Below are 21,980 nucleotides of genomic sequence, written 5' to 3'. Positions count from 1 at the left end.
TAAGGTACACCAACCTGACGAGAAAGAAGGATGTGTTCACGAGTTTGTGGCATTGGACCGTCAGTCGCAGCACACACAAGGATCGCGCCGTCCATCTGAGCAGCACCAGTAATCATGTTTTTAACGTAATCGGCGTGGCCCGGGCAGTCAACGTGCGCGTAGTGACGAATTGGAGAATCGTATTCTACGTGTGAAGTATTAATTGTAATACCACGTGCTTTTTCTTCAGGTGCTGAGTCGATTTGTGAGTAATCTTTCGCTTCACCGCCGTAAGTTTTTGCACAAATTGTTGCAATCGCAGCAGTTAAAGTTGTTTTACCATGGTCAACGTGACCGATTGTGCCCACGTTTACGTGTGGCTTATTACGTTCAAACTTAGCCTTAGCCATGTTTATAGTCCTCGTTTACGTCGAACACAATTCTGAGCAAAAACTCAGCATCGACATATCGCCTAAAAAATCAAACACCCAATACTTGAAAAGCAGACTAATAAGCCTGCTTTTTAAATCTTTGTAGAAAATCTACTAAACTGTATCTGGAGCTCTTATCGAGATTTGAACTCGAGACCTCTCCCTTACCAAGGGAGTGCTCTACCACTGAGCTATAAGAGCGATTATCCTTCGATGGAGCGGGAGACGAGGATCGAACTCGCGACATGCAGCTTGGAAGGCTGCCGCTCTACCAACTGAGCTACTCCCGCACTGTGTTGGCATATATACCACTTCAATCGAAGTTAATGGTGGTGAGAGAAGGATTCGAACCTTCGAAACTTTCGTAGCGGAGTTACAGTCCGCCCCCTTTGACCGCTCGGGAATCTCACCATATCACACTTATTTCAGTGTTGTTCTTTACTTCACAACTACACACCTTTAAGATGGTGCCGGCACACGGATTCGAACTGTGGACCTACTGATTACAAGTCAGTTGCTCTACCAACTGAGCTATGCCGGCTCTTCTTAGTGTTTCGTACGTTTCGTATCGGAACGGTGTGCAGTTTAGCAAAACTTCCAAACGATGCAAGCGGTTTTTTTAAAAAAACCGCTAAAAACTCATAAAATCAATCCGTTTGATGATAATTCAACCGCTTTGATCACTGCGCGAGCTTTTATTTGCGTTTCATTCCATTCAGATTCAGGATTTGAGTCCGCAACCAGACCTGCTCCAGCCTGTACATAGACCTTTTTATCTCGAATAACACAAGTACGGATTGCAATCGACATATCCATTTCGCCGTGCCATCCTAAATATCCCACTGCCCCACCAAACACACCTCTTTTCACAGGCTCAACTTCATCAATAATTTCCATTGCACGAATTTTTGGTGCACCCGATAAAGTACCTGCTGGGAAAGTTGCTTTAAATACATCTAGCGCATCGATATCGTCACGAACTTCGCCTTGCACATTTGAGACAATGTGCATGACATGTGAATAGCGTTCAATCACCATTTGATCCGTTACTTGGACCTTACCTATTTTAGAAACTCGCCCAACGTCATTTCGGCCAAGGTCAATCAACATTAAATGCTCTGCGATTTCTTTTTCATCAGAAAGTAAGTCTTTTTCTAAAGCAAGATCTTCTTCTTTAGTTTTTCCACGTGGTCTAGTACCTGCAAGAGGGCGCACTGTCGCAATACCATTTTCTAAACGAGAAAGAATTTCTGGCGACGACCCTACAATATGGAATGGCTTTTTATCAGTAATCGTTTGTCCTTGTACCAAGAATAAATAAGGCGATGGGTTTAAATGACGTAAAGCACGATAAACCTGTAAAGCCTCCCCATCGAAATCAGAAACCATACGCTGCCCTGGAACAACCTGCATCACATCACCAGCACGTATATATTCTTTAACTTTTTCGACTGTCTCTAAGAATTTCGTTTTACCAGTAATTGATTCAAAATGTGGAGGTGTATGCGGCTTAGCTTGCAAACTAACTGGAGTAGCTAACAACTGTTCCAATTTATCTAATTTTTGCTGAGCGTCTTCATAAGCATTACTCTGCTCTGTATCCGCATGCACAATTAGAAATAAAGTATCTTTAAGGTTATCAAAAACAATGACTGTCTTTGATAGCATTAACCATAAATCCGGCAATGTAATTGGGTCAGCTGTAGGAACATTCTTTAAACGCGGCTCGATATAACGGACTGCATCATAGCCTAAATAACCCACTAATCCGCCAGTAAAACTTGGTAAGTTTGGCAAGAGCTCAGCAGATGGCACTTTAAATTGCTTCTGAAATTCACGAATATACTGAAATGGGTCTTGGCAATCTTGTTGAGTAATTGAACCATCAGCATGTTGTATAGACAGAACACCTGCATTACATGAGAAAACCGTCGACTCACCTAAACCAATCATAGAATAGCGCGCCCAATTTTCGCCACCTTCGACGGACTCAAATAAATAAGCTTGCGTGTGGTCTTTAAAACGAGCGAAAACAGATAAAGGGGTTTCTGTATCTGCTAAGCGTTGGCGATAAACTGGAATCGTGTTGTAACCAGCAGCCTTGAGTTGCTCAAATTGCGCTAATGTTGTCATGAATTTTCTCTAATATGGTTTCGATTTAAAAGTGTGTTTTTCTAGATTCGGTTTAGACACGCCATCGAAAAACCATACGCTTATTCATTCTGATCTCCATTTCATTCATTAGATAATTAACTCAGCAAGACTATCAACAACTTGCTGAGGTTGGCAATCATAGATATTTTCTCCATGATTATAGCCATAGCTAACCACAATACAATCAATTCCAGCACGACGCGCAGCCTCAATATCATTACTTGAATCGCCAATCATTAATGATTGTGAAGCAGATATTTTTAGGCTTTGCATGCAATGCAATAATGGCAATGGATGAGGCTTTCTCTCAGGTAGGCTATCCCCGCCAAGTACGACTTGAAAATATGGAGAGAGCTGTAAAGCATCAAGCAAACCTTGGGCAAGTTGTACAGGCTTATTGGTAACACATGCCATTTGTATGTTCAAAGTTTTACAATGTTTTAAAAACTCGGTTACACCAGGATAAATTTGAGTATTTACACAGAGTTCTACACTATATATATCAATAAATTTTTGTAATAAGACTTTATGTTGTTCAGGATCTAATTTTCCAAAAATATGAAGCAGAACACTTTCACAGAGTTTTGAAGCTCCTTTACCCACCCATTCTCGTATTTGGACTTCTGTTACCAATGGCCAACTTAGCGCCTCTAAACTTAAATTCATAGACCGATACAAATCAGCAGCAGAATCAACCAACGTCCCATCTAGATCAAATAAAATTAAATCGCGCTTACTTAGTTGTGCAACAGACATCTTTTTTCTACTCAAAATTAAAAAGGCATGCGTTTAGCATGCCTTGATTGTAAAAGCAGCAACGGATTATTTAAAGAATAACCATGCCAATACAGCTAAAATTACTAAAATAATAATAGTGATTAAACCAACTGAGGCATTCTTTTGTTGCTCTTTTTCTTCAGCAACACGAGAAACTGGCTCATCAAAAGCAATAGGCGTTTGCTGTTGTGCATTGATATCCACACCTTCTGGAATAGGTGCAGGTTTTGGAATAGAAATATTCTGCGGCGTACCATCGCGACGAACTTCGACTTCTGCAGCGCGCTCTGCAAGGCTCGGCATTCCTTGATCGCTTAAATCTGGAGAGGATGTCGTATGTACAGGCTCGGCTACAATTTCAGGTAATTCCGTGATTTTCTGTGCAGGCGCTAGTACAGAAAATTTAAAACTAGCAAACTGAACAATATCACCATCATGTAGCTGCTTTTCTTGCTCAATACGAATATCGTTTACAAATGTGCCATTCGATGAATTAAGGTCTTGCACCCATAGTGCTTGATCTTTTAGAAGCAATGCAGCATGGCGACGTGAAATTTCAGCAGCTTGCAACAATACATCGGCATCTTGATGACGCCCTACCAACATATCACGATCAACATTAATTTCTTGGCCAGTAATTTCACCAGTAATTGCTTGTAGTTTCCAAGTCATGCGTATGTCCTATTCATTTTTTATCAATCATAACATGCTACTACTGTGCTGTGCTTGGGCGCAGTGTCGTTGTTGTTACTGTATTTTTAGTACGATTAACTTCAGGATCAGGTAACTGTAAAGTTTGCTTTTGCACTGCTGGCTCTACGGCTACAGGTGTAGTTACCGTCGAGGTTTTTCCACCTGAAGGAACCTGTTGATAGTTTTTCGGCTGAGAGGCAATACTAGGTGGTGTCATCTTTTGATTATAGACATCATCAACCTGCTCAGGCAGTTTTGCAAAATTGCCGTTTTTATCCATAGCCAATTGCAAGCTATAAAGCTGGCTATAGCGCTGCTGAGACAAACGGCGCACATCATTTGCATCACCCACAATTGTTGGGTGGATAAAAACAAGAAGGTTACGCTTCACATTACTTCGAGTATCCGAGCGGAATAATCTACCTAAGTATGGAATACTGCTTAACCCAGGAATACCTTGACGGTTAAATTCAACATCATCAGATACTAAGCCACCCAAGACTACTGTCTGTCCATGCTCAGCCAATACAGCTGTTTTTATAGCACGTTTGTTTGTAATCAAATCGGCAGCCTGCCCCTTACTCGCCTGAACATTTGAAACTTCTTGTTCAATTTCAAGTCGAACTGTGCCATTTTCACCTATGTGAGGTATAACTTTTAATGTCACCCCCACATCTTTACGTTCAACCGTGGTGTATGGGTTGATCCCCGTACTGTTTGTAGTGACCGATCCTGTTACAAATGGAACGTTTTGACCGACAACAATATAAGCTTCTTCATTGTCCATCGTTACAATAGAGGGGGTAGACAATAAATTAGAAGCTGTATTCTCTTTTAAAGCTTGAATTAAAGCTCCATAAAGCTGGCGAGAACCATCCGCACCCTCTTTATACTTCCCTAATGCAATTGAACTACCGGCTCCAATTGCACTTCCCAAACCAGAAGCACCGCCAGTTAAGTAACCTGCTGCCAATGAAGCCAGACTTGAACCTGCATTGGTAAAGTTAATTAGACCAATACCACTATTAATGTCACCAAGTGCCCATTGCACCCCTAATTGATCGGCATCTTTACCTGAAACCTCAATAATCGCAGCTTCAATCAGAACTTGCTGACGACGAACATCAAGCTGCTGAATAGCAGATTCAATTTCGCGCATTAATTGAGGATCTGCCTTAACCACTAACGAGTTTTGGGCATTATCCGCAATAATGCTTACCCCATTTTGGCTAAAGCTAGAGATACTGTTCTGATTATTATTGTTCGAATTACCATTTAAATTAATAGATGGCGTAGAAATTGAACTACCATTTGAACCAGAGGTATTTGAACTGGAATTCTGGTTATTACCCATCAAATTATTGATCGGATTCGATGAATTAGAAGAACTGTTATTACTATTTGACGAAGAAACAGCTTGTCCTGTTACGAGGCCTTGCAAAATCTCAGATAAATTTTTTGCACTTGCATATTTCAATCGAAAAACTTTTAAACCACCTAAACGGTCGGCCGAAGGCACATCCAGCATTTCAATCATGTGGCGAATACGCTTACGCGTTTCAGGATCACCCTTAACTAAAATACGATTGGTTCGATTGTCTGCAATAATACGGATACGTGCACCATTAAAATCTTTAGATGCTCCCGTAGCACTCATGGCCTCAAGTTGAGTAATGATTTCTTCCGCTTGGCTCGATTGAAGGTTTATTGCCTCAATATCATTCTGGCCAGTACCATCTAGATTACGAATAATATTTTCAAGTTGATAAATATTTGCCGCACGGTCCGAAACAATCAGTGCATTAGTCCCTGCAATTGCAGCCATATGTGCAAATTGCGGCATTAATGGACGAAGTGCTGGAATTAAATCATTAGGATTGGTATTTTCAAGCCAAATGACTCGGGTAACAATCTGATCACCACGCAATTTATTTCGCGAGTCGTAAGGAATTCCCGAATTTTTAACATTGCTATCTGGAACCAGCTTAATAGTGTTACCCGAAGGAATTGCCACTACCCCATTCACATTTAAGACCCCAAGGAATAGGTCGTAAACTTCATTTTTATTGAGGGGTTTATTCGATATTACTGTGACGTTACCACGCACTCGTGGATCTACTGCAAAGTTTTTACCCGTAATGTCTGCCACTTCATTAATAAAAGCAGTTAAGTCAGCATCACGTAAATTGATCTTCCATGTTTGGGCATAGACGCTGCTGCTCACTGTCGCAATCAATGGGGCTGCTGCAAGTAATGCCCAAAGTGGACGTTGATGATTCAATAAAGCCATAACTTGCGATAATTCCTAACTCTTATGGTGACGTGTTATCACTAAAAATTTTGTTGTATGGTCATCACTTGATCACCACGTTTTATTTCTATTTTCACTTGCCCAGCTCGGCGAGCCTGTTCAAGTAACTGCACATCCGTTTGTCCCTGCCCAACCGTTTGACCGTTTAAAGAAACAATCCGATCACCCGGCCTTAAACCTAACTTATTTCGAAGCGCAGTGGGTGTACGTTCTGTAACTTCAAAACCCTCACTGGAGTTCCCACTAACACCCATGTCACGTAGATATTGTTCACGGTTGCCTTGCATTTGCTGAATGGCCTGTCCTAACGCCTCTTGAGCCGTATTAACAGGTGCCGATGATTGAGGCGCAGTAGCAGTTGGCTGTGAGGCATCTGGTGTCATAGGCTGATACAAACCATTTGGCAAACCTTTAAACTGGAGTTCACGAGTACTTCCATTACCTTGACGCAATATCACATGATCCCAATAAACTTCTACTAACTGATAAGAGGTAGAACCTATTGTTTCTCCTACACGATATCGGTCAGCAATATTATCTAGCTTAATAACAGCCGAAGAAAAACGGTTCGGATAGCCCAGCATTACGCCTTGTAATTCTAGGTTGACATTTTCCTGAGCCGCATTGGCTGAAGGTTCATTAAAAAGCGAAAAATTACTAATGTTAGGAGTTTGCGGCTGCTGTGATCCTAACTCGACTCGATCAAACTGCATCATTTGAGGAGGAGCAATTACCCACCAAAATAATGAAGCTAATTTCCAACACAACCATAAAACCAAAAAGGCAAATACAACTACACTTAACCGGTCTAATTTTTGCCACTGTAATTGCTGTAATTTTTCAATCCATACTTTCATTAGTTACCCCCTTGTATTAAGGGTTGACGAGAACTAATGACAAACGTATCTAAACCAGCTTTTCCATCATAAGATGGGATATTCAGTAATAACCTTTGGGTAAGCTGTACATCAAGCATCATGTTGGCATCTAATAAAAGATTCGCCATTTTTTGACTGCGTTGATCACGTATATCAACTTGTAATTGTCCATTCTGATCCGTTAATTGCCCATTTAAAGAAGGCATATTCATACGGTCTTGACGATCACCAATATTATAAATTAAAGCACCACCACCCCAATGTAATTGACCATCAACTGCTGCGAACCCCTGCTCTTTCTTATAATTAAACTCAATATCTTTCAGTTGAATGCTGTTCGCAGGCCATTGCCAATTCACAATTTGTTTTAATGTTTCAGGTGCTACCTGACCATTCATAGCCTTTACAATTACTTTTTTCCCTACACCATAGCCCATTACCCCAGATAATTGGGTATTTCCACTATGGATATCTACATCAGCAGCGAACCTCAATAAAAACAGGTCTAGAGGTCTAGTTTTCCAATGAATCGAGCCTCTCAAAGTACCACGCCGCCAATCTGCTTGGCCTTGCCAGATATTTCCACTTACATTGTGTAGAGTTTGATTATTCTTTGAAAATTTAGAAATAAGCCACGTCGCCGGGATCTGTAAAATAATAAAAATTAAAAATGCAATGAGGGCAAAAAACCACCACTTCCATTGCTTAGACTTTTTCTTCATTCAGCCTTACCAACATGCAAATTATCGTCCTTATTTTGAGAGTAGCTCCCTAGTCTGACATTATGCATACTTTTTCAACATCGCCAATTCACTTCATATAAAAAAACCAAGCAATCAGGCTTGGCTTCGATATTAAGACTATAAGTTGAACGTATGACAAAATCATGAAAACTTGACGCTCAATGAACTAAATGCACATTTGATCTCAACAATTCATTTAAAGAGCAATTTAAACACTCAATTTTTAAATAATATTCATAGCAAAATTTTGAGATATTTTTATCAATAAAAAAGCCAAGCAAATTTGCTTGGCTTTTAAAAATGGCAATTTGATTAGATTAAGAAATCTTCAAGTTTTGCGCCTTTTTCAATTTCAGCAACTAACCAGCGTGGTTGTTTACCGCGACCAGTCCAAGTCTCTTCAGCATTGTTTTTGTTGCGGTAACGAGGCTCAACAGATTTACGAGTTGTTTTCTTACGTTTTTGAGCACCAAACTCAAGAAGTTGTTCAACACTGAAACCTACATTTTCAGCAATCTCGATAATTTGATTATAAGCATCTTCGATTGCTTGATCTTTTTTACTTGCAATTAAAGCTTCTGCTTCTTCTTGTAAGCGCTTTAACTCTTCAACAGATAATTCACTGATATCCGGTTTCATTAATAAATACTCCAGTCTTACAGACAATTCAAAATAATACAGACAAAATTTAAAAACATAAAATCAAGACCAATATTATTTATAATCTATTCAATAAGCAATAGTTTGAAAGCCGTGTTCATCAGAATAACCAAAAAAATTACCTTTTAATTACATTACCAATTATAAATGAAATATATTTTATTAATATTTATTTAAGATAAATGTATTAAGTCATGCCCAACTGATTTTTCTAGCTCAATAATTTTTTGTTTTATTTCCTGTGGTATTTCACATTTCCGTTCTGTTAATTTATCTACGCATACCATAACAGCTTCACCAGTAGCGACTATTTGTTGTTGGGTTTCACTCCACAATATATAAGCCATACGGAATGCGCTATTACGGAGCTCTTCCACGCGAACACCAACTTTCAATACGTCAGGATAAAAAACAGGCTTTAAATATTTACACTGGCTTGAAGCTACAACGGTATATAAATGTGGGGTTAATATATTGATTGCTTCCATATATAAAATACGTGAGCTTTCAATATATCGATAATATTGTACATTATTGACATGACCGAAAGCGTCCATATCTCCCCACGCTACTTTCTGTTCATATATTATTGGGTAGACAGACAGTTCTTTCATTTTTACCTCATATTTTAAACTTTAAAAAATTTGCATCATTTTCAAAGATTAGATTTAACTGTTTGATTAACACGTCATCTTCTTTAAGCGTAGACTTAATACGTAAATAGCTCATTAAAATATTATCTTGATATAATGATAATAATGTTTCAGCTTCTGTTTGACGTCCAGTTGCCATATAGACATGCCATTTTGCAAAGGTTAAAACTGGCAAATTCATATATTGATTTTCAAATTGAATAATTTTTTCTTCAACATCGGCATAGTCTGGAACTTGTTTAAGCAACTGTTGCTGAAACCATAGATAAAACACTTCTGGGTCAAACTGCTCTTTTAACAAATGTAGCGTTAAGGCCGCATGCTGCATGCTCATATCTGGCATACGTGCTAATAGTTTTAGCCATAATAACTTACTGCTATAAGGTCGAGTTTGAATCTCAGACTCTAAATCCAAATAACGTTGCTGTAAGGCATGTAAGTCATCGATAGACGCTTGGTCAAATTGCTGAAGAAGCTGCTGTAACCATAAATCACGGTGTTCTGCATCTAGCAAACCGTATTTCATAGAACGTAAATATACCCATGGATGTTGCAGCGCTAATTGCCCCCATAAAGCCGTTAATCTTTGCTGGTAAGCAGTTTCTATTTCTTGTAACCACGGTGATAACTGGTGTTGATATAAAAATTCGAGATGAGTTAATGCACGATCGGCTTCATTTTCGGCTAAAAAGATTTCAATTCGCTGTAACTCTGCCAATTCAAATGCCATCGGTGGTGATTGATCGAGAGCAGCCAATGCTTTTGGATAGTCCCCACTTAAAACCAGAAACTTGGCATCAATAATATTTTTTAAAAGCCCTGATTGAGTAAAAACACGTTCAATAAATACACGTTGATCTTCGGCCGCTTCTAATAACCAAACAATACCTAATTGTTCATAGGGATGAAGGTTTTTAAACTGGAAGATGTTTTCACTTTTTCTTTGTTCACGAGATGAATAACGTTTAATCCACAGCCACAAGAGTTGAGCAATAAAACTCATCACTACAAAAGTAAGAGTTAATCCCCAGACATTTGTTTGCAGCTGCAATTGTCGCCAGTAAATATAGACATACCCCATTCCATAGCCATAACTAAATAAAGCTAGGGCTGCAAAGAGTATTAAGCTGATTACGAAATAAACCCACAGGAGGTGTTTCATATATCCTCCTTATGAGCCGATTAGCCCAAGTGTAGAGAGTTTAGGAACTGGCACCACAGATAAATGTGCCACTTTAGCAATACGTTTTTTTAACTGCTGACTGGTTGCATCAGGCATTTCATCTAACTTTTGCATCACAGATTGCAACTCATTTTGATACTCAGTCATTTTTCCTTGATTGAGTGCCTGTTCGGCAATCAACAATCTTAATTGCACTTCTTTAAGCACAACGCTTCGACTCATTAAATTAATAGACGGCGTTTCTACTTTTTCTATACGGAACCACTTTTCCCACCAAGACACAGTCTCGGATTGATCCATTTCAAGTTTAGGCTGGGCTAAGGCTTGTTGAATATTCTTATCAATGTTCTGTAATAAATCATCGATTAATTGATGACGTTGATTTTGAGCCAAAGTGAACTGTTGAACTGCCTGTTTATCCTGCTCGAGCGATTGATTCAAGCTATGCTGCAATGCAGGAGCAATTTCATAGTGTACAAGCGATTGCTGTAACTGATTTAATTGATCAACTGCATAAATCAACTGCTGCTGATCAATCGCAAATTGAATTAAATCTAACTTTTGTTTAATTAAAACTGTAGGTGCAATACCTGTCGGTGGAGCATCTGGTTGAGCTACTGAACTCGTTTTATTCCCTGTACTTACGGGTTGATTCTGCAACTGTCGCTGTAAAGCAACCAATTGATCATTTAAATTGGCATAGTGCTGTTCTGATTGCAGCAGACTTTGTTTAAGCTCGGGAACAGTACGAGAAATTTGCCACATATCGTAACTGAGCTTAGCCAACCAAGCTACGCCCAGTAAAATGATGATAGAAACAAGTTTTCTCATACGAATCCTTATAATGCCTGAATGTGATGAATCATCCCCGAAGGCGATAAATTTTCAAGTTGAATAATGTGAAAATGAGCCTGTTGCTGATCGCGATACTCTTTAACAATTTGAAAAAGACGAGGTCCTAAAACCAGATATACACCATCAGGTTGTACATTATTTTTTGAACAAAGCTCTAACCAATATTTCCAGCTCGCTTCACTGGTAATTAAGACGAGCCATTTATTTAAATTATAATTTGAATTCTGTGTCAGATGTTTGAATGTAGAATATGAAGCTTCTGGGCATTGCCGATGATATAGAACAAAATTTAAAATCTCAATTCCTTGTTGTTGCAAGGTCTCCATCATAAATTGGCGTCCACCTTCTCCTCGCCAAAAAGCCACACTACCCGTCTGTTGCATATTGTGCAGAATAGGTAGGTTCAACATTCCTTCAGAAGTTTCAACATCTGGGATATGTGCTTCTATTCCATATTCGTTTAGACAATTGGCTGTTGCTTGCCCTACAGCAATCCACTGAATATGCTTTAAATCGCTAACTTTTAAACCGCTTTTTACTAAATACTCCATACCCACTTCAACAGCGGTTGGGCTGACGACCACAACAGCTTGCGCCTTAATTAACTGTTGGTAAAGCTGAAGTAAGTGTTCAGAAAAGGGTTTTGCAACGAGCTCTAAAAGGGGTAAAGACTCAACCTGATAACCTTCATTTTGCAAAGCTTCTGTTAATTCAGCTGCACGCGTATCAGGTCGAGTATTAATAAACAACATGGTTTAGTAGAGGGCCTTTAATAGCTCGCCAGCACCTTGATCAAGTAAGTTTCGAGCAAGGTTTTCACCCAATTGCTGAGCATTATTGGCTTCATCTGTTAGTTCAGCACGTAATAATGTTTGGCCATCAGGGCTTCCAACACGACCTTCGATATGGATTTGACCATTTTGTAGTGTGGCATAACCTGCAATTGGGACCTGACAACCACCTTCAAGATAGGCATTAAATGCACGTTCAGCACGTACACAAACATCAGTTTCTTCGTGTAATAAAGGTTGAATTAAAGCCAATACATCTTGGTCAGCTGCACGGCACTCTAAACCCAATGCACCTTGTCCCACAGCAGGCAAACTAATATCTGGTGTCAAACAATGACGGATACGTTCTGACAAACCTAAACGCTTCAAACCAGCACTGGCCAGAATAATCGCATCGTATTGACCTTCATCTAGCTTCGCCAAACGTGTGCCAACATTTCCACGCAAGTCAATAATTTGCAAATCAGGACGTTGTTTTAAAATCTGAGATTTTCGACGCAAGCTTGATGTACCGACTTTTGCACCTTGTGGTAAATCAGCGAATTTTTCAAACTGATTTGAAACAAAAGCATCTAACGGATCTTCACGTTCGCAAATTACTGCTAAAGTTAAACCTTCAGGCAAAGCCATTGGGACATCTTTCATTGAATGTACGGCTAAGTCTGCACGCCCATCTAAAAGTGCTGCTTCTAATTCTTTAACAAACAGCCCTTTGCCCCCAATTTTTGCTAAAGGCGTATCTAAAATTTTATCGCCCTGCGTGACAAATTTAACCAGTTCCACCGTTAAATCAGGGTGAAGCTCCTCTAAACGGGCACGAATATGTTCTGCCTGCCAAAGAGCAAGTGGGCTTTGTCGTGTAGCAATTTTCAAGGTTTTCATAAATTCAAGCATGGGCTGGTCAAACAATACACCCTAAACTTAACTTGATCCCTTAAAATTGCAAGTAAAATCTCGCAAGTCCAAGATAACTCTTTTAAATTTAGAGCTGATGAATTCGCTCTCTAAGCGTAGACAAATGTCGACGGCTCACTGAAAGTCTTTCATCAAGGCCTCGCAATCTAACCTGATATTGACCCGAACTGATCAGTTCCAGCCCATCTAAATATGCAACTGCAACCAATGCATTTCGATGAATACGAATAAACTGATCTGCAAATTCGGTTTCAAGCTCTTTTAATGTTTCATCTATTAATACACTGCCATTTTTATGTCTCACAGTGACATATTTCTGATCTGCTAAAAAGTAATAGATATTTTCAACAGGAATCAGTTCAACCCCGCGATAGGTTTTTGCGGCAATTTGATGACGCTGTGTTTTTAAATCTTGTAAAAGCTCAGAATTCGGTAATGCATTGAGTTGTGCTTGAGTAAGTTGGGTTAACTGACCTAAAGCTTGCTCAAGTTCAACTGGATCAATCGGTTTAAGAAGATATGCTTGAGCCTGAGCTTTAAAAGCTTCCAATGCATGCTGATCGTAGGCGGTACAAAATACAATCGCAGGTCGAGGATTTAGCTGACTTAACTGTTCTGCACAGACAAGCCCATTCATACCTGGCATTTGAATATCAAGTAAGATTACATCCGGTTGATGAAGCCGTGCCTGTTCCAAGGCCTCTTGTCCATGATGAGCCGTTGATACAACCTCATGTCCCATCTTTGAAACTAAACGTGATAAACGCTCCACTGCAAGTGGTTCATCATCACAAATTAGCACCTTCATTCATCCTCCTTGTCACCGTTAACTTGGTCCATTTTTTTATGGTTAACTCTGACTGACTTATTATTTTGTTTGATATTGATAGCTCATAATAGTGGTATATAAAGCTTCACCTTTATAAACCTGAAATCTAACGGTGTTCCCATAATACGCTTTCAGGCGCTGCTTAACATTTTCAAGAGCGATTCCATGCCCTTTCCGTGAATTTATTGTATCGTCTGTATATGGGTTGGTAATGACTATACTGACCTGATTTTGCAATATTTCAACCAATACCCCTATGGTTGCTTTACCCATCATTGGTTCTACCCCATGAAAAATACTATTCTCTAACAAGGGTTGTAATGTCAATAAAGGAATAGTGATCTGTTTTAATTGCACAGATGAAAGCTCGATCTTCCAGTCTATTTTTAAACGTTCTCCCAAACGGACCTGTTCAATCATTAAATATTGTTTACTCAGCTCGATTTCTTCATGCAGACTCACCAATTTTAATTCTTGGAAACTCGCGCGAAATAACCGCGACAAACTGATGAGCATGCTTTCTGCTTTATCTGGATCTATCGCAATTAAACTCACCACATTATTTAAACTATTAAATAAGAAGTGAGGATGAATTCGTGCTTGCATGGCCTGAATACGGGCATTTAACTCGGCATATTGCTGATGCAACCATTGTTCCCTGACATATAAATAACGTAAGCAGAAAGCCCCGAGTAATATTCCATAGCTTAGATATAAAGGTACATTGGTAAAATAAACACTCCAGTCCTGCGTTAAAGAAGCATGTTTATTTAAAAGACTAAACTGAAAAAAATTACTGATTAAAGTGGTCAAAACAACAATACTTTGCAGCATGACAAAACCAATAGCCAAAGCAAATTCTTGACGTAAGCTGCTAAAAAAACCTTGAAAGCGTTCAACCAATGCAAAAAAGGACAATATTACCCAGTTAATAAAAACGATGTATTGAAAAAGCCTTCCCCCGCTTAAGGCTTGCCAAGACTGCGCTTCAGCCAATGCCAAAACCAGTGCCAAAACATTACTTGCGATAATTAATTCGAATAAGTGTTGCCAACGCCCGCTTTTCGTAAAAAAATAGGAGGAATTTTGATTTCGGTATGCTGTAGGAAACAACTTTGTTTGTTGAGCTTCGGCAAGTGATATACTCTTTTTTATTTTACTGAGCCACCATGACCACATCTTCAAATCCCCCTAATTCAGTAACCCCAGACCAAACCTCAGGTATGTGGGGTGGTCGTTTTTCTGAAGCGACGGACGCTTTTGTAGCCGAATTTACCGCCTCTGTTCAGTTTGACCAACGTTTTTATAAGCAAGACATCGCTGGTTCGATTGCGCATGCTACCATGCTTGCGAAAGTTGGCGTACTCACAGAAGCAGAACGCGATGACATTATTGAAGGTTTAAGCACCATTCGCTCAGAAATTGAGGCTGGAAACTTTGAGTGGCGCATCGATCTTGAAGATGTTCACATGAACATTGAATCACGTTTGACTCAACGTATTGGCATTACAGGTAAAAAATTACACACAGGCCGTAGCCGTAACGATCAGGTTGCAACTGATATTCGTCTTTACCTGCGCGACGAAATTGATGATATTTTAAAATTATTAGAACGTTTACAAAAAGGCTTGTTAGGCTTGGCTGCCAAAAATGTAAATACAATTATGCCAGGCTTTACACACCTACAAACTGCTCAGCCTGTGACTTTTGGTCATCACTTGTTAGCATGGTTTGAAATGTTAGTACGTGACACTGAACGTCTTCAAGACTGCCGTAAACGTGTTAACCGCATGCCACTTGGTTCAGCTGCTCTTGCTGGTACAACTTATCCGATTGACCGTGCTTATACAGCAGAACTTTTAGGTTTTGAAGCTGTATCTGAAAACTCTCTTGATGCTGTATCTGACCGTGACTTTGCCATCGAATTTAATGCGGCGGCTGCACTTATTATGATGCATTTATCACGTATGTCAGAAGAGCTTATTCTTTGGACTTCTGCACAGTTCAAATTTGTGAATATTCCTGACCGCTTCTGTACTGGTTCTTCAATCATGCCACAGAAGAAGAATCCGGATGTTCCAGAACTTATTCGTGGTAAATCTGGCCGTGTATTTGGTGACTTAATTAGCTTACTTACGCTCATGAAAGGTCAACCATTGGCATACAACAAAGATAACCAAGAAGACAAAGAACCTTTATTTGATGCAATCGATACGGTTCGTGGTTCACTCATGGCATTTGCAGACATGATTCCTGCATTGGTTCCAAATATTGAAATCATGCGTGAAGCTGCTCTTCGTGGATTCTCAACTGCAACTGACCTTGCTGACTACTTAGTGAAAAAAGGCGTTGCGTTCCGTGATGCGCATGAAATTGTAGGTAAAGCTGTTGCATTAGGTGTTGCGGAAGAAAAAGACTTATCTGAACTCACACTTGAGCAATTACAGCAATTCTCTGACTTAATTACAGCAGATGTGTTTGACAAAGCCTTAACTCTAGAAGCTTCTGTAAATGCTCGTGATCATATTGGTGGAACTTCTCCAAAACAGGTTGAAGCTGCAATTGCGCGTGCCCATACACGTTTAGAACAGTTATACGCTTAAGGATAAAACATGAGTCGCCAAGTATTTTGCCGTAAATATCAAAAGGAAATGGAAGGTTTAGACTTCGCTCCTTTCCCAGGTGCTAAAGGCCAAGATTTTTTTGAAAATGTTTCTAAACAAGCATGGCAAGAATGGTTACAGCATCAAACTACGCTCATTAATGAAAAGCGTTTAAACGTGTTTGAACCAGAAGCTAAAAAGTTTCTGGAAGAACAACGTGAGAAATTCTTCAATAATGATGAAAGCGTAGAAAAAGCTGAAGGCTGGAAACCAGAATAATCGGTTTGTTTTAGCTTACTCATCATTAAAAAGGCGGGTCTATATACATAGATCCGCCTTTTTTTACGTGAAACTTACACAAACATAAAAAGCCTTACATAGAGCGCACAGGACTCTACATGACATCAAAAGGTGAAGAACTTAATATCACTCTATAGCAAGAAGAACACGATCCCTGTCGTGTTTATGCACTTGATTTTCTGTCCTGAACTTCCCCCCAAAGTTCGGGACATTTTTTTATCTATTATTTTTTAAAAACAAAAAAGCCTTGTTTTAAACAAGGCCTTTAAATATTTCAGCTCAAGATTACTTTTCGTGGACTTTGGCTTCAATTTCTTCAATTTTTGTATGACGAGCATCAAAGCCTTTCGCCATATAAATCACTTGCTCAGCAATGTTACGTGCATGATCGCCAATACGCTCTAATGAACGTAAAACCCACATGACATTAATTACACGAGCAATATGACGCGGGTCTTCAATCATATAAGTCATTAATGTACGTGTTGCTGATTGATATTCACGGTCAATGTCAGCATCAGCTAAAAGTACACGTAAAGCTTGATCTGCATCTAAACGTGCAAAAGCATCAAGTGCATCATGAATCATGACACGAACTTGATTACCAATATGACGTGTTTCCATGTAGCCACGTGGTGATCCACCTTCTTCACACAGATTTTGTGCAATACGGGCAATTTTCGCTGCTTCATCACCAATGCGTTCAAGGTCAGTATTGGCTTTGCTCATGGCAATCACCATACGTAAGTCAATCGCTGCCGGATGACGACGCGCCAAAATCAACGTCAAGCCTTCATCAATATCACGTTCATATTGATTGACTGCATTATCTTTAAATTGAACATCAATCGCTAAATTTGCGTCGGTATCAAGTAAAGAATGAATTGCATTTGCAACCTGCTGTTCGACCAAGCCACCCATGGTCATAAACTTTGTGTTTACATCTTGCAAATCTTCATTAAATTGAGAAGAAATATGATGGCTTAACACCGGATTACTCGGACTCAAGGGAAGCCTCCAACATGATGGCGCGGGAATAAAATGATTGAGCATTAAAACACAGCAATCATTAAGTTTTTATGACAAAATTAAATTTCAGATAAAAGCATTTAATTACTGATAAGTTAACCAGCTATTAAGCTCGACTAGATCTTTTTCGCCTAACTGGCCTACCGCAGCTTTTAAACGAAGCACATTCAATAAATAGTCATACTGAGCATTAAGATAATCCTGTTTTGCAGAAAAAGCATTACGCTGCGCCAATAAAACATCAACCATACTTTTCAAGCCTTCGTTATAACTCGCTTTTGAAGCTTGAGAAACCAAAGAAGATGAATCCATTGCAGCCTTTCTTGCTTCAAGTTTGGCTTGATCTGTGTCGACCTGCATAAACGCACTTTTCACATCGACATTGGCACGGCGAATGGCTGCATCAAGTTGTGCCTGCGCTTTACTGGCTTCTACAGTGGCTTTTTTAATTGATGTTCGGGTCCGTCCACCATTAAATAAATTCCAATTCATTTCTACACCGACCTGATCAAATTTTCCGTCAGTCGAAATGAGTGTCTCTGGTGTTTGTTTAGTATACCCATAGCTCGCCACAGCATCTATTTGAGGATAAAGTGCTGCCTTTTCGACACGGCGCTGGTCTTCACTATATTTTTGCTGTAAACGGGCTTGCTGGATCTTTAAGTTTTTTTGCTGTGCCAAAGAAAGCCAGTCATTAAGCTCTGCTGGATAAGGCTTTTGAAAATTAAAATCACTTCGCAGTACAGCGAGTTTATCTTGATAAGAACCGATATATTCAGAAAGCTGCTCTTGGGCTAAAAGTAATTGAACATTGGTTGAAATACGATTGGCTCTAGCATTTTGATATTGAGCATTTGCTTCACTCACATCACTACGTGCCACTAAACCTTCTTTGAGTTTGGCATTCATCATATTAAGCTGCTCAAGCAAAGCCTTTTCTTCTTGTAAGTATGCAACACTCAGAGCCTGCTGACGCAACACATTAAAATAGGCTTCTGCCACATTTAAAACATGATCTTGTTTTTGCAGCCTTAAAGTGATTTCACTAAGTGCAACCGAAGTTTTAACTTGTTTATAACCTTCCCAAGCATCCATTCGAAATAATGGCTGACGTGCAGTGAGAGTCGCTTGTCGAGTCGTTGACGTACTACTTACCAAAGCATCTGACAGGCCTTCTTGATCAACACCCGGAAAGTTTGAACGTTTTACAGTTTGTCGATTACGGGTAATGTTTCCAGACAATGTGACAGTAGGTAATAACGCCCCCGTTGCTAAGCCTAAGTTCAGTTGATCTGCTTCATATTGTTGTTGATTGGCTTGCCACGTTGGGTCATTTTGTTTTGCGCGCTCATAAGCTTCAACCAAATCTAGAGCAAAACTCGAAGATGCAAAACTCCAAAGGCCAACAGCGACCATTAATTTTATTTTCATTGTTCAAATCAACGATAAAACTTGCCTTTAAGACTAAGAAAAATTCAAATCAAACTCAAGCCATTAAAAGTTTTAGTTTTTTAAGCGTTCTTAGTTTTTGACAAGATTAAAATACAAATAAAAATCAGCAACATGCCTATCCAACCCAGCCATGAAACATGCTCACCCACCAAAACGATGGCAAAAATCGCAGCCACTAAAGGTTCAAATAAAGTTAAGGTCGTCGCTTTGCTGGCATTTACTGTTTTTAATCCAAAACCGAAAAGTAAATAACCCAAAAACATAGGAATCAGCATCATATAACCAGCCACAAGTAAATTGGTTGAGCTATGCAATAACCCTCCACCTGTAACCAACAAAGTAGGAAGCAAAATAACTGCCCCACCACCCATAATCATGCCCATTGCAGCTTTAGAGGCAACACCCCGATCTATTAATCTTTTTGCGGCCCATGAATAAAGTGAATAAGTTGTAGCTGCGACAAGCCCAAGAAAAATACCGAAGAATTTATTCCATTGATTTGTACTCTCTTGGATCGCATGACTTTCCCCCATCGATAACATACTTACACCAAGCACACCGCACACAAAACTTAGAAACCAGATAGCCGATAAAGCTTTGCGGTCAAAAAATCGCTCTAAAATTGCTGCTATTAATGGAGCGGTACCAATTGAAACAACGGTGCCAATCGTAATGCCCGCATAATGCATTGAGGAATAAAAAGCTAAAGGATAAATACCAACCGCCGCTACCCCTAAAAGCAGTATTGAAAGATTTTCCCTTATAAACTGACGGTTTTCGCGTATTGCTCGTGATGCAACCAAAGCTTGTAAAAGTCCTCCACCGCCCATCGCTACGGCACCAATAGCGAGTGGGCCAAGTGTCGGTGCAAATGCTGCCGCCGTACCTGTTGTTCCCCACAAAACAGAAGCAACCAAAATCGCAATTGTGCCCCCATAGCTACTATTTTTAATGAGGCTAATCATGTAGGCATTCTCTATTTAAAATATCTTCTGCCATTTGTTTTGCTAATAGAAGTTGACGACTGTTTCCTTCTAAACCTGCTCGTGCCATAGAACCCTCTAAAAGAAAAGAAAGCTGCGTGGCCACATAGTTAACGCGCTGTGAGTCTGGTATTAATTTTTTTAAATGCTCAGCAACAATACCTTCCACTTCTTCTTTATGCTGCCTTACAGAACTACGCCCTGCACTATTCGCTGGAAACTCTGCGGCAGCATTCAATAACCCACAGCCTCGAAACCCTTTTTCGTAGGCAAATTCTGCATGGTCCTGATAGGCATCAAACACAGCCAAAATGGCTTCTTTAGCTGTGTTTGTTTTTGCTAAACGCTTTTGATAGAGATCGAGCCACTCTTGATGGCGTGCAGCAATATAGGCATCAACAAGATCGCCTTTTGAAGAAAAATTATTATAAAGCGACATCTTAGCGACATCGGCTTTAGCCGTAACTGAATTGATTCCTGTTGCAGTAATGCCATCGTTATAAAACAAGGTTGCTGCTGCATCGAGAATTTTCTGTCTTGCTGTTTTATCATTCATAGCTTTAATTTAAGTAGACCGACCTACCTAATAATAAAGATTTCTAACAATGATGCAATCTTTTTCCGAGTTATAATTTGAGCAATATTCACTTTGATAAAAAAACAATGATGAAAAAAGTTCTAATGATGAGTATGTGCAGCGCACTACTTTTAGCTGGATGTAATAAAACATCAGAGCAACATCAGGCTGTATCTAAAGAGCAAAAACCAACTGAACAAAAGGCTACTCAAAAACAAGACAGCAGTTGCTTACAAATTATGGCTGCTACGCAGAAAATCAACCAAAACAGCAAAATAGAAGATTTAAATCAAATTAATGAAAAGCTTAAAAGCTGTGTTCCCTCTTTAAAAAATGATGAGCAGCTTAAGCTTATTGATGCTTCAACTGCGATGTATCAACGTTTTCTTAAACAAGACTACACTGAAAAAACAGGGAGAGCTTTTGAAGCATTTGGCTATGCCGTTTTAGAACAGAAACAAGACCTTAAAAAGGTCATCCAAACCCAGAAAAAACTCTTCGACCAACTTAGCCCGCGTGATCAATATTTACTTCAACATGAAGGCCAAGCCTACATTGAACTTCTCTATCAAGGTGAGGGCATGTTTACCTATCGACGTCAGCCAAGCTATTTAGTTGACGTTTTTTCTAAGTCCTTACCCGCGGACCAAAAAGAGTTTTTAACTCGTATGGCGAAAGACAATCAAAATATTTTCTATAATGATGGTGCGTTGGCTATTTCATGGAAAGAGCTCACTGAACGCGCATTATTTTGGGAAAAGTTTATTCAAAAGTATCCAAAGAGCCACTTTATTGATGATGCAAAACTACTATTTAATGAATATCGTTATTTTATTTTCTTTGGCTTAGACAACACGCCCGTGTCAGATGAATATGCACCGAATACATGGTTTGATAAAGATGCGCTTCAGCAAATTCGGTTTCTCTCTACACAAAATGAGTCGAGTTTAGCCAAACCTGCTCAACTGTTTCTTAAGTTTATTGCTACGCCTATCGATGAGCGCAATAAGCAATTTAAAATAGATTTAACTGATAAAAATGGTGATAAAAAATCAAATTATCAGATGACTCATGAACAACTTGAGCAGCTCTTAAAATTTGATTCGCCATGGAACACGGAAGTCTATCGTGACTGCCATATGGATGCGGTTTGTATAGATACAAATTGACAATGCCAGCCAACC

General features: G+C 39.4%; 22 protein-coding genes and 4 tRNA genes. 3 read left to right on the top strand and 23 right to left on the bottom strand.

The features are described 5' to 3' along the window. The 19 genes from J655_RS19135 to J655_RS19045 all read right to left on the bottom strand — a co-directional run. Positions 1 to 389, bottom strand: a 389-nt coding sequence (locus J655_RS19135) for a GTP-binding protein (protein ID WP_032052761.1), incomplete at its 3' end; no start/stop codon positions are given. Positions 390 to 536: 147 nt separating this feature from the next. Next, positions 537 to 611 (bottom strand) — tRNA-Thr (locus J655_RS19130). Positions 612 to 624: 13 nt separating this feature from the next. Further along, positions 625 to 700: transfer RNA gene (locus tag J655_RS19125), tRNA-Gly, on the bottom strand. Positions 701 to 737: 37 nt separating this feature from the next. Next, a tRNA-Tyr gene (locus J655_RS19120) sits at positions 738 to 821 on the bottom strand. 54 nt (positions 822 to 875) lie between these two features. Next, positions 876 to 951: transfer RNA gene (locus tag J655_RS19115), tRNA-Thr, on the bottom strand. Positions 952 to 1,049: 98 nt separating this feature from the next. Then, complete coding sequence (gene trpE, locus J655_RS19110; RefSeq protein WP_032006821.1) at positions 1,050 to 2,543, bottom strand: anthranilate synthase component I; 1,494 nt, start codon at positions 2,541 to 2,543, stop codon at positions 1,050 to 1,052. A gap of 108 nt (positions 2,544 to 2,651) precedes the next feature. Then, positions 2,652 to 3,320: a phosphoglycolate phosphatase gene (locus J655_RS19105; RefSeq protein ID WP_005079407.1), complete on the bottom strand. Its 669-nt coding sequence runs from the start codon at positions 3,318 to 3,320 to the stop codon at positions 2,652 to 2,654. A 66-nt stretch (positions 3,321 to 3,386) separates the two neighbouring features. After that, a complete protein-coding gene (locus J655_RS19100) occupies positions 3,387 to 4,013 on the bottom strand; it encodes an FHA domain-containing protein (protein ID WP_032006822.1) in 627 nt (208 codons plus the stop codon). Between the two features lie 40 nt (positions 4,014 to 4,053). Continuing rightward, positions 4,054 to 6,324 (bottom strand): type II secretion system secretin GspD, encoded by a 2,271-nt coding sequence (gspD, locus tag J655_RS19095; RefSeq protein ID WP_014208195.1) that lies wholly within the window; start codon positions 6,322 to 6,324, stop codon positions 4,054 to 4,056. 41 nt (positions 6,325 to 6,365) lie between these two features. Further along, complete coding sequence (locus J655_RS19090) at positions 6,366 to 7,202, bottom strand: type II secretion system protein N (RefSeq protein WP_032052775.1); 837 nt, start codon at positions 7,200 to 7,202, stop codon at positions 6,366 to 6,368. Beyond that, positions 7,202 to 7,945 carry a type II secretion system protein N gene (gspN, locus tag J655_RS19085; RefSeq protein ID WP_016144128.1) on the bottom strand — a complete coding sequence of 248 codons (744 nt, stop codon included), beginning with the start codon at positions 7,943 to 7,945 and terminating at the stop codon, positions 7,202 to 7,204. The genes J655_RS19090 and gspN overlap by 1 nt, the downstream gene beginning before the upstream one ends. 333 nt (positions 7,946 to 8,278) lie before the next feature. Next, positions 8,279 to 8,605 carry an H-NS family nucleoid-associated regulatory protein gene (locus J655_RS19080; RefSeq protein ID WP_000801427.1) on the bottom strand — a complete coding sequence of 109 codons (327 nt, stop codon included), beginning with the start codon at positions 8,603 to 8,605 and terminating at the stop codon, positions 8,279 to 8,281. Between the two features lie 194 nt (positions 8,606 to 8,799). Then, positions 8,800 to 9,240: an acyl-CoA thioesterase gene (locus tag J655_RS19075; RefSeq protein WP_032052774.1), complete on the bottom strand. Its 441-nt coding sequence runs from the start codon at positions 9,238 to 9,240 to the stop codon at positions 8,800 to 8,802. A 7-nt stretch (positions 9,241 to 9,247) separates the two neighbouring features. After that, positions 9,248 to 10,441 carry a membrane protein gene (locus J655_RS19070; RefSeq protein ID WP_032052773.1) on the bottom strand — a complete coding sequence of 398 codons (1,194 nt, stop codon included), beginning with the start codon at positions 10,439 to 10,441 and terminating at the stop codon, positions 9,248 to 9,250. Between the two features lie 9 nt (positions 10,442 to 10,450). After that, positions 10,451 to 11,293 carry a hypothetical protein gene (locus J655_RS19065; RefSeq protein WP_032052772.1) on the bottom strand — a complete coding sequence of 281 codons (843 nt, stop codon included), beginning with the start codon at positions 11,291 to 11,293 and terminating at the stop codon, positions 10,451 to 10,453. 8 nt (positions 11,294 to 11,301) lie between these two features. Further along, positions 11,302 to 12,069, bottom strand: a complete 768-nt coding sequence (locus tag J655_RS19060) for a uroporphyrinogen-III synthase (RefSeq protein WP_032052771.1) — start codon at positions 12,067 to 12,069, stop codon at positions 11,302 to 11,304. 3 nt (positions 12,070 to 12,072) lie between these two features. Then, entirely contained in the window at positions 12,073 to 12,990 is a 918-nt protein-coding gene (gene hemC, locus J655_RS19055) for a hydroxymethylbilane synthase (RefSeq protein WP_032037675.1), read from the bottom strand. A gap of 100 nt (positions 12,991 to 13,090) precedes the next feature. Continuing rightward, positions 13,091 to 13,831, bottom strand: a complete 741-nt coding sequence (locus J655_RS19050) for a LytR/AlgR family response regulator transcription factor (RefSeq protein ID WP_032052770.1) — start codon at positions 13,829 to 13,831, stop codon at positions 13,091 to 13,093. Positions 13,832 to 13,891: 60 nt separating this feature from the next. Next, on the bottom strand, positions 13,892 to 15,031 hold the full coding sequence (locus tag J655_RS19045) for a sensor histidine kinase (protein ID WP_032052769.1): 1,140 nt from the start codon (positions 15,029 to 15,031) through the stop codon (positions 13,892 to 13,894). On the opposite strand from J655_RS19045, the gene argH reads away from it, so the two are divergent. Both argH and J655_RS19035 read left to right on the top strand, forming a co-directional pair. After that, positions 15,022 to 16,455, top strand: coding sequence for an argininosuccinate lyase (gene argH, locus J655_RS19040; protein WP_002121138.1), 1,434 nt, complete (start codon positions 15,022 to 15,024; stop codon positions 16,453 to 16,455). The genes J655_RS19045 and argH overlap by 10 nt on opposite strands. A 9-nt stretch (positions 16,456 to 16,464) precedes the next feature. Beyond that, a complete protein-coding gene (locus J655_RS19035) occupies positions 16,465 to 16,734 on the top strand; it encodes an oxidative damage protection protein (RefSeq protein ID WP_000089995.1) in 270 nt (89 codons plus the stop codon). 306 nt (positions 16,735 to 17,040) lie between these two features. Here J655_RS19035 and phoU read toward each other — a convergent pair whose 3' ends face one another. The 4 genes from phoU to J655_RS19015 form a co-directional block, all read right to left on the bottom strand. Then, complete coding sequence (gene phoU / locus J655_RS19030) at positions 17,041 to 17,763, bottom strand: phosphate signaling complex protein PhoU (RefSeq protein ID WP_000075183.1); 723 nt, start codon at positions 17,761 to 17,763, stop codon at positions 17,041 to 17,043. A gap of 105 nt (positions 17,764 to 17,868) precedes the next feature. Next, the gene (locus tag J655_RS19025) at positions 17,869 to 19,200 is read right to left on the bottom strand and encodes a TolC family outer membrane protein (RefSeq protein WP_025464141.1); all 1,332 of its coding nucleotides are present in this window, start codon (positions 19,198 to 19,200) and stop codon (positions 17,869 to 17,871) included. Between the two features lie 95 nt (positions 19,201 to 19,295). Next, a complete protein-coding gene (locus tag J655_RS19020; RefSeq protein WP_005804088.1) occupies positions 19,296 to 20,201 on the bottom strand; it encodes a DMT family transporter in 906 nt (301 codons plus the stop codon). Beyond that, positions 20,194 to 20,775 carry a TetR/AcrR family transcriptional regulator gene (locus tag J655_RS19015; RefSeq protein ID WP_005804086.1) on the bottom strand — a complete coding sequence of 194 codons (582 nt, stop codon included), beginning with the start codon at positions 20,773 to 20,775 and terminating at the stop codon, positions 20,194 to 20,196. Before J655_RS19015 ends, J655_RS19020 begins: the two co-directional genes overlap by 8 nt. A gap of 107 nt (positions 20,776 to 20,882) precedes the next feature. Here J655_RS19015 and J655_RS19010 point away from each other — a divergent pair, with 107 nt between their 5' ends. Continuing rightward, complete coding sequence (locus tag J655_RS19010; RefSeq protein WP_199944197.1) at positions 20,883 to 21,965, top strand: hypothetical protein; 1,083 nt, start codon at positions 20,883 to 20,885, stop codon at positions 21,963 to 21,965. Positions 21,966 to 21,980: the final 15 nt, after the last annotated feature.

The sequence above is a fragment of the Acinetobacter sp. 1294243 genome, assembly GCF_000588015.1.
Lineage (GTDB): Bacteria > Pseudomonadota > Gammaproteobacteria > Pseudomonadales > Moraxellaceae > Acinetobacter > Acinetobacter pittii.
Note: the sequence above shows the minus strand (reverse complement) of the source record. Positions and strands in the feature narration are given on the sequence as shown.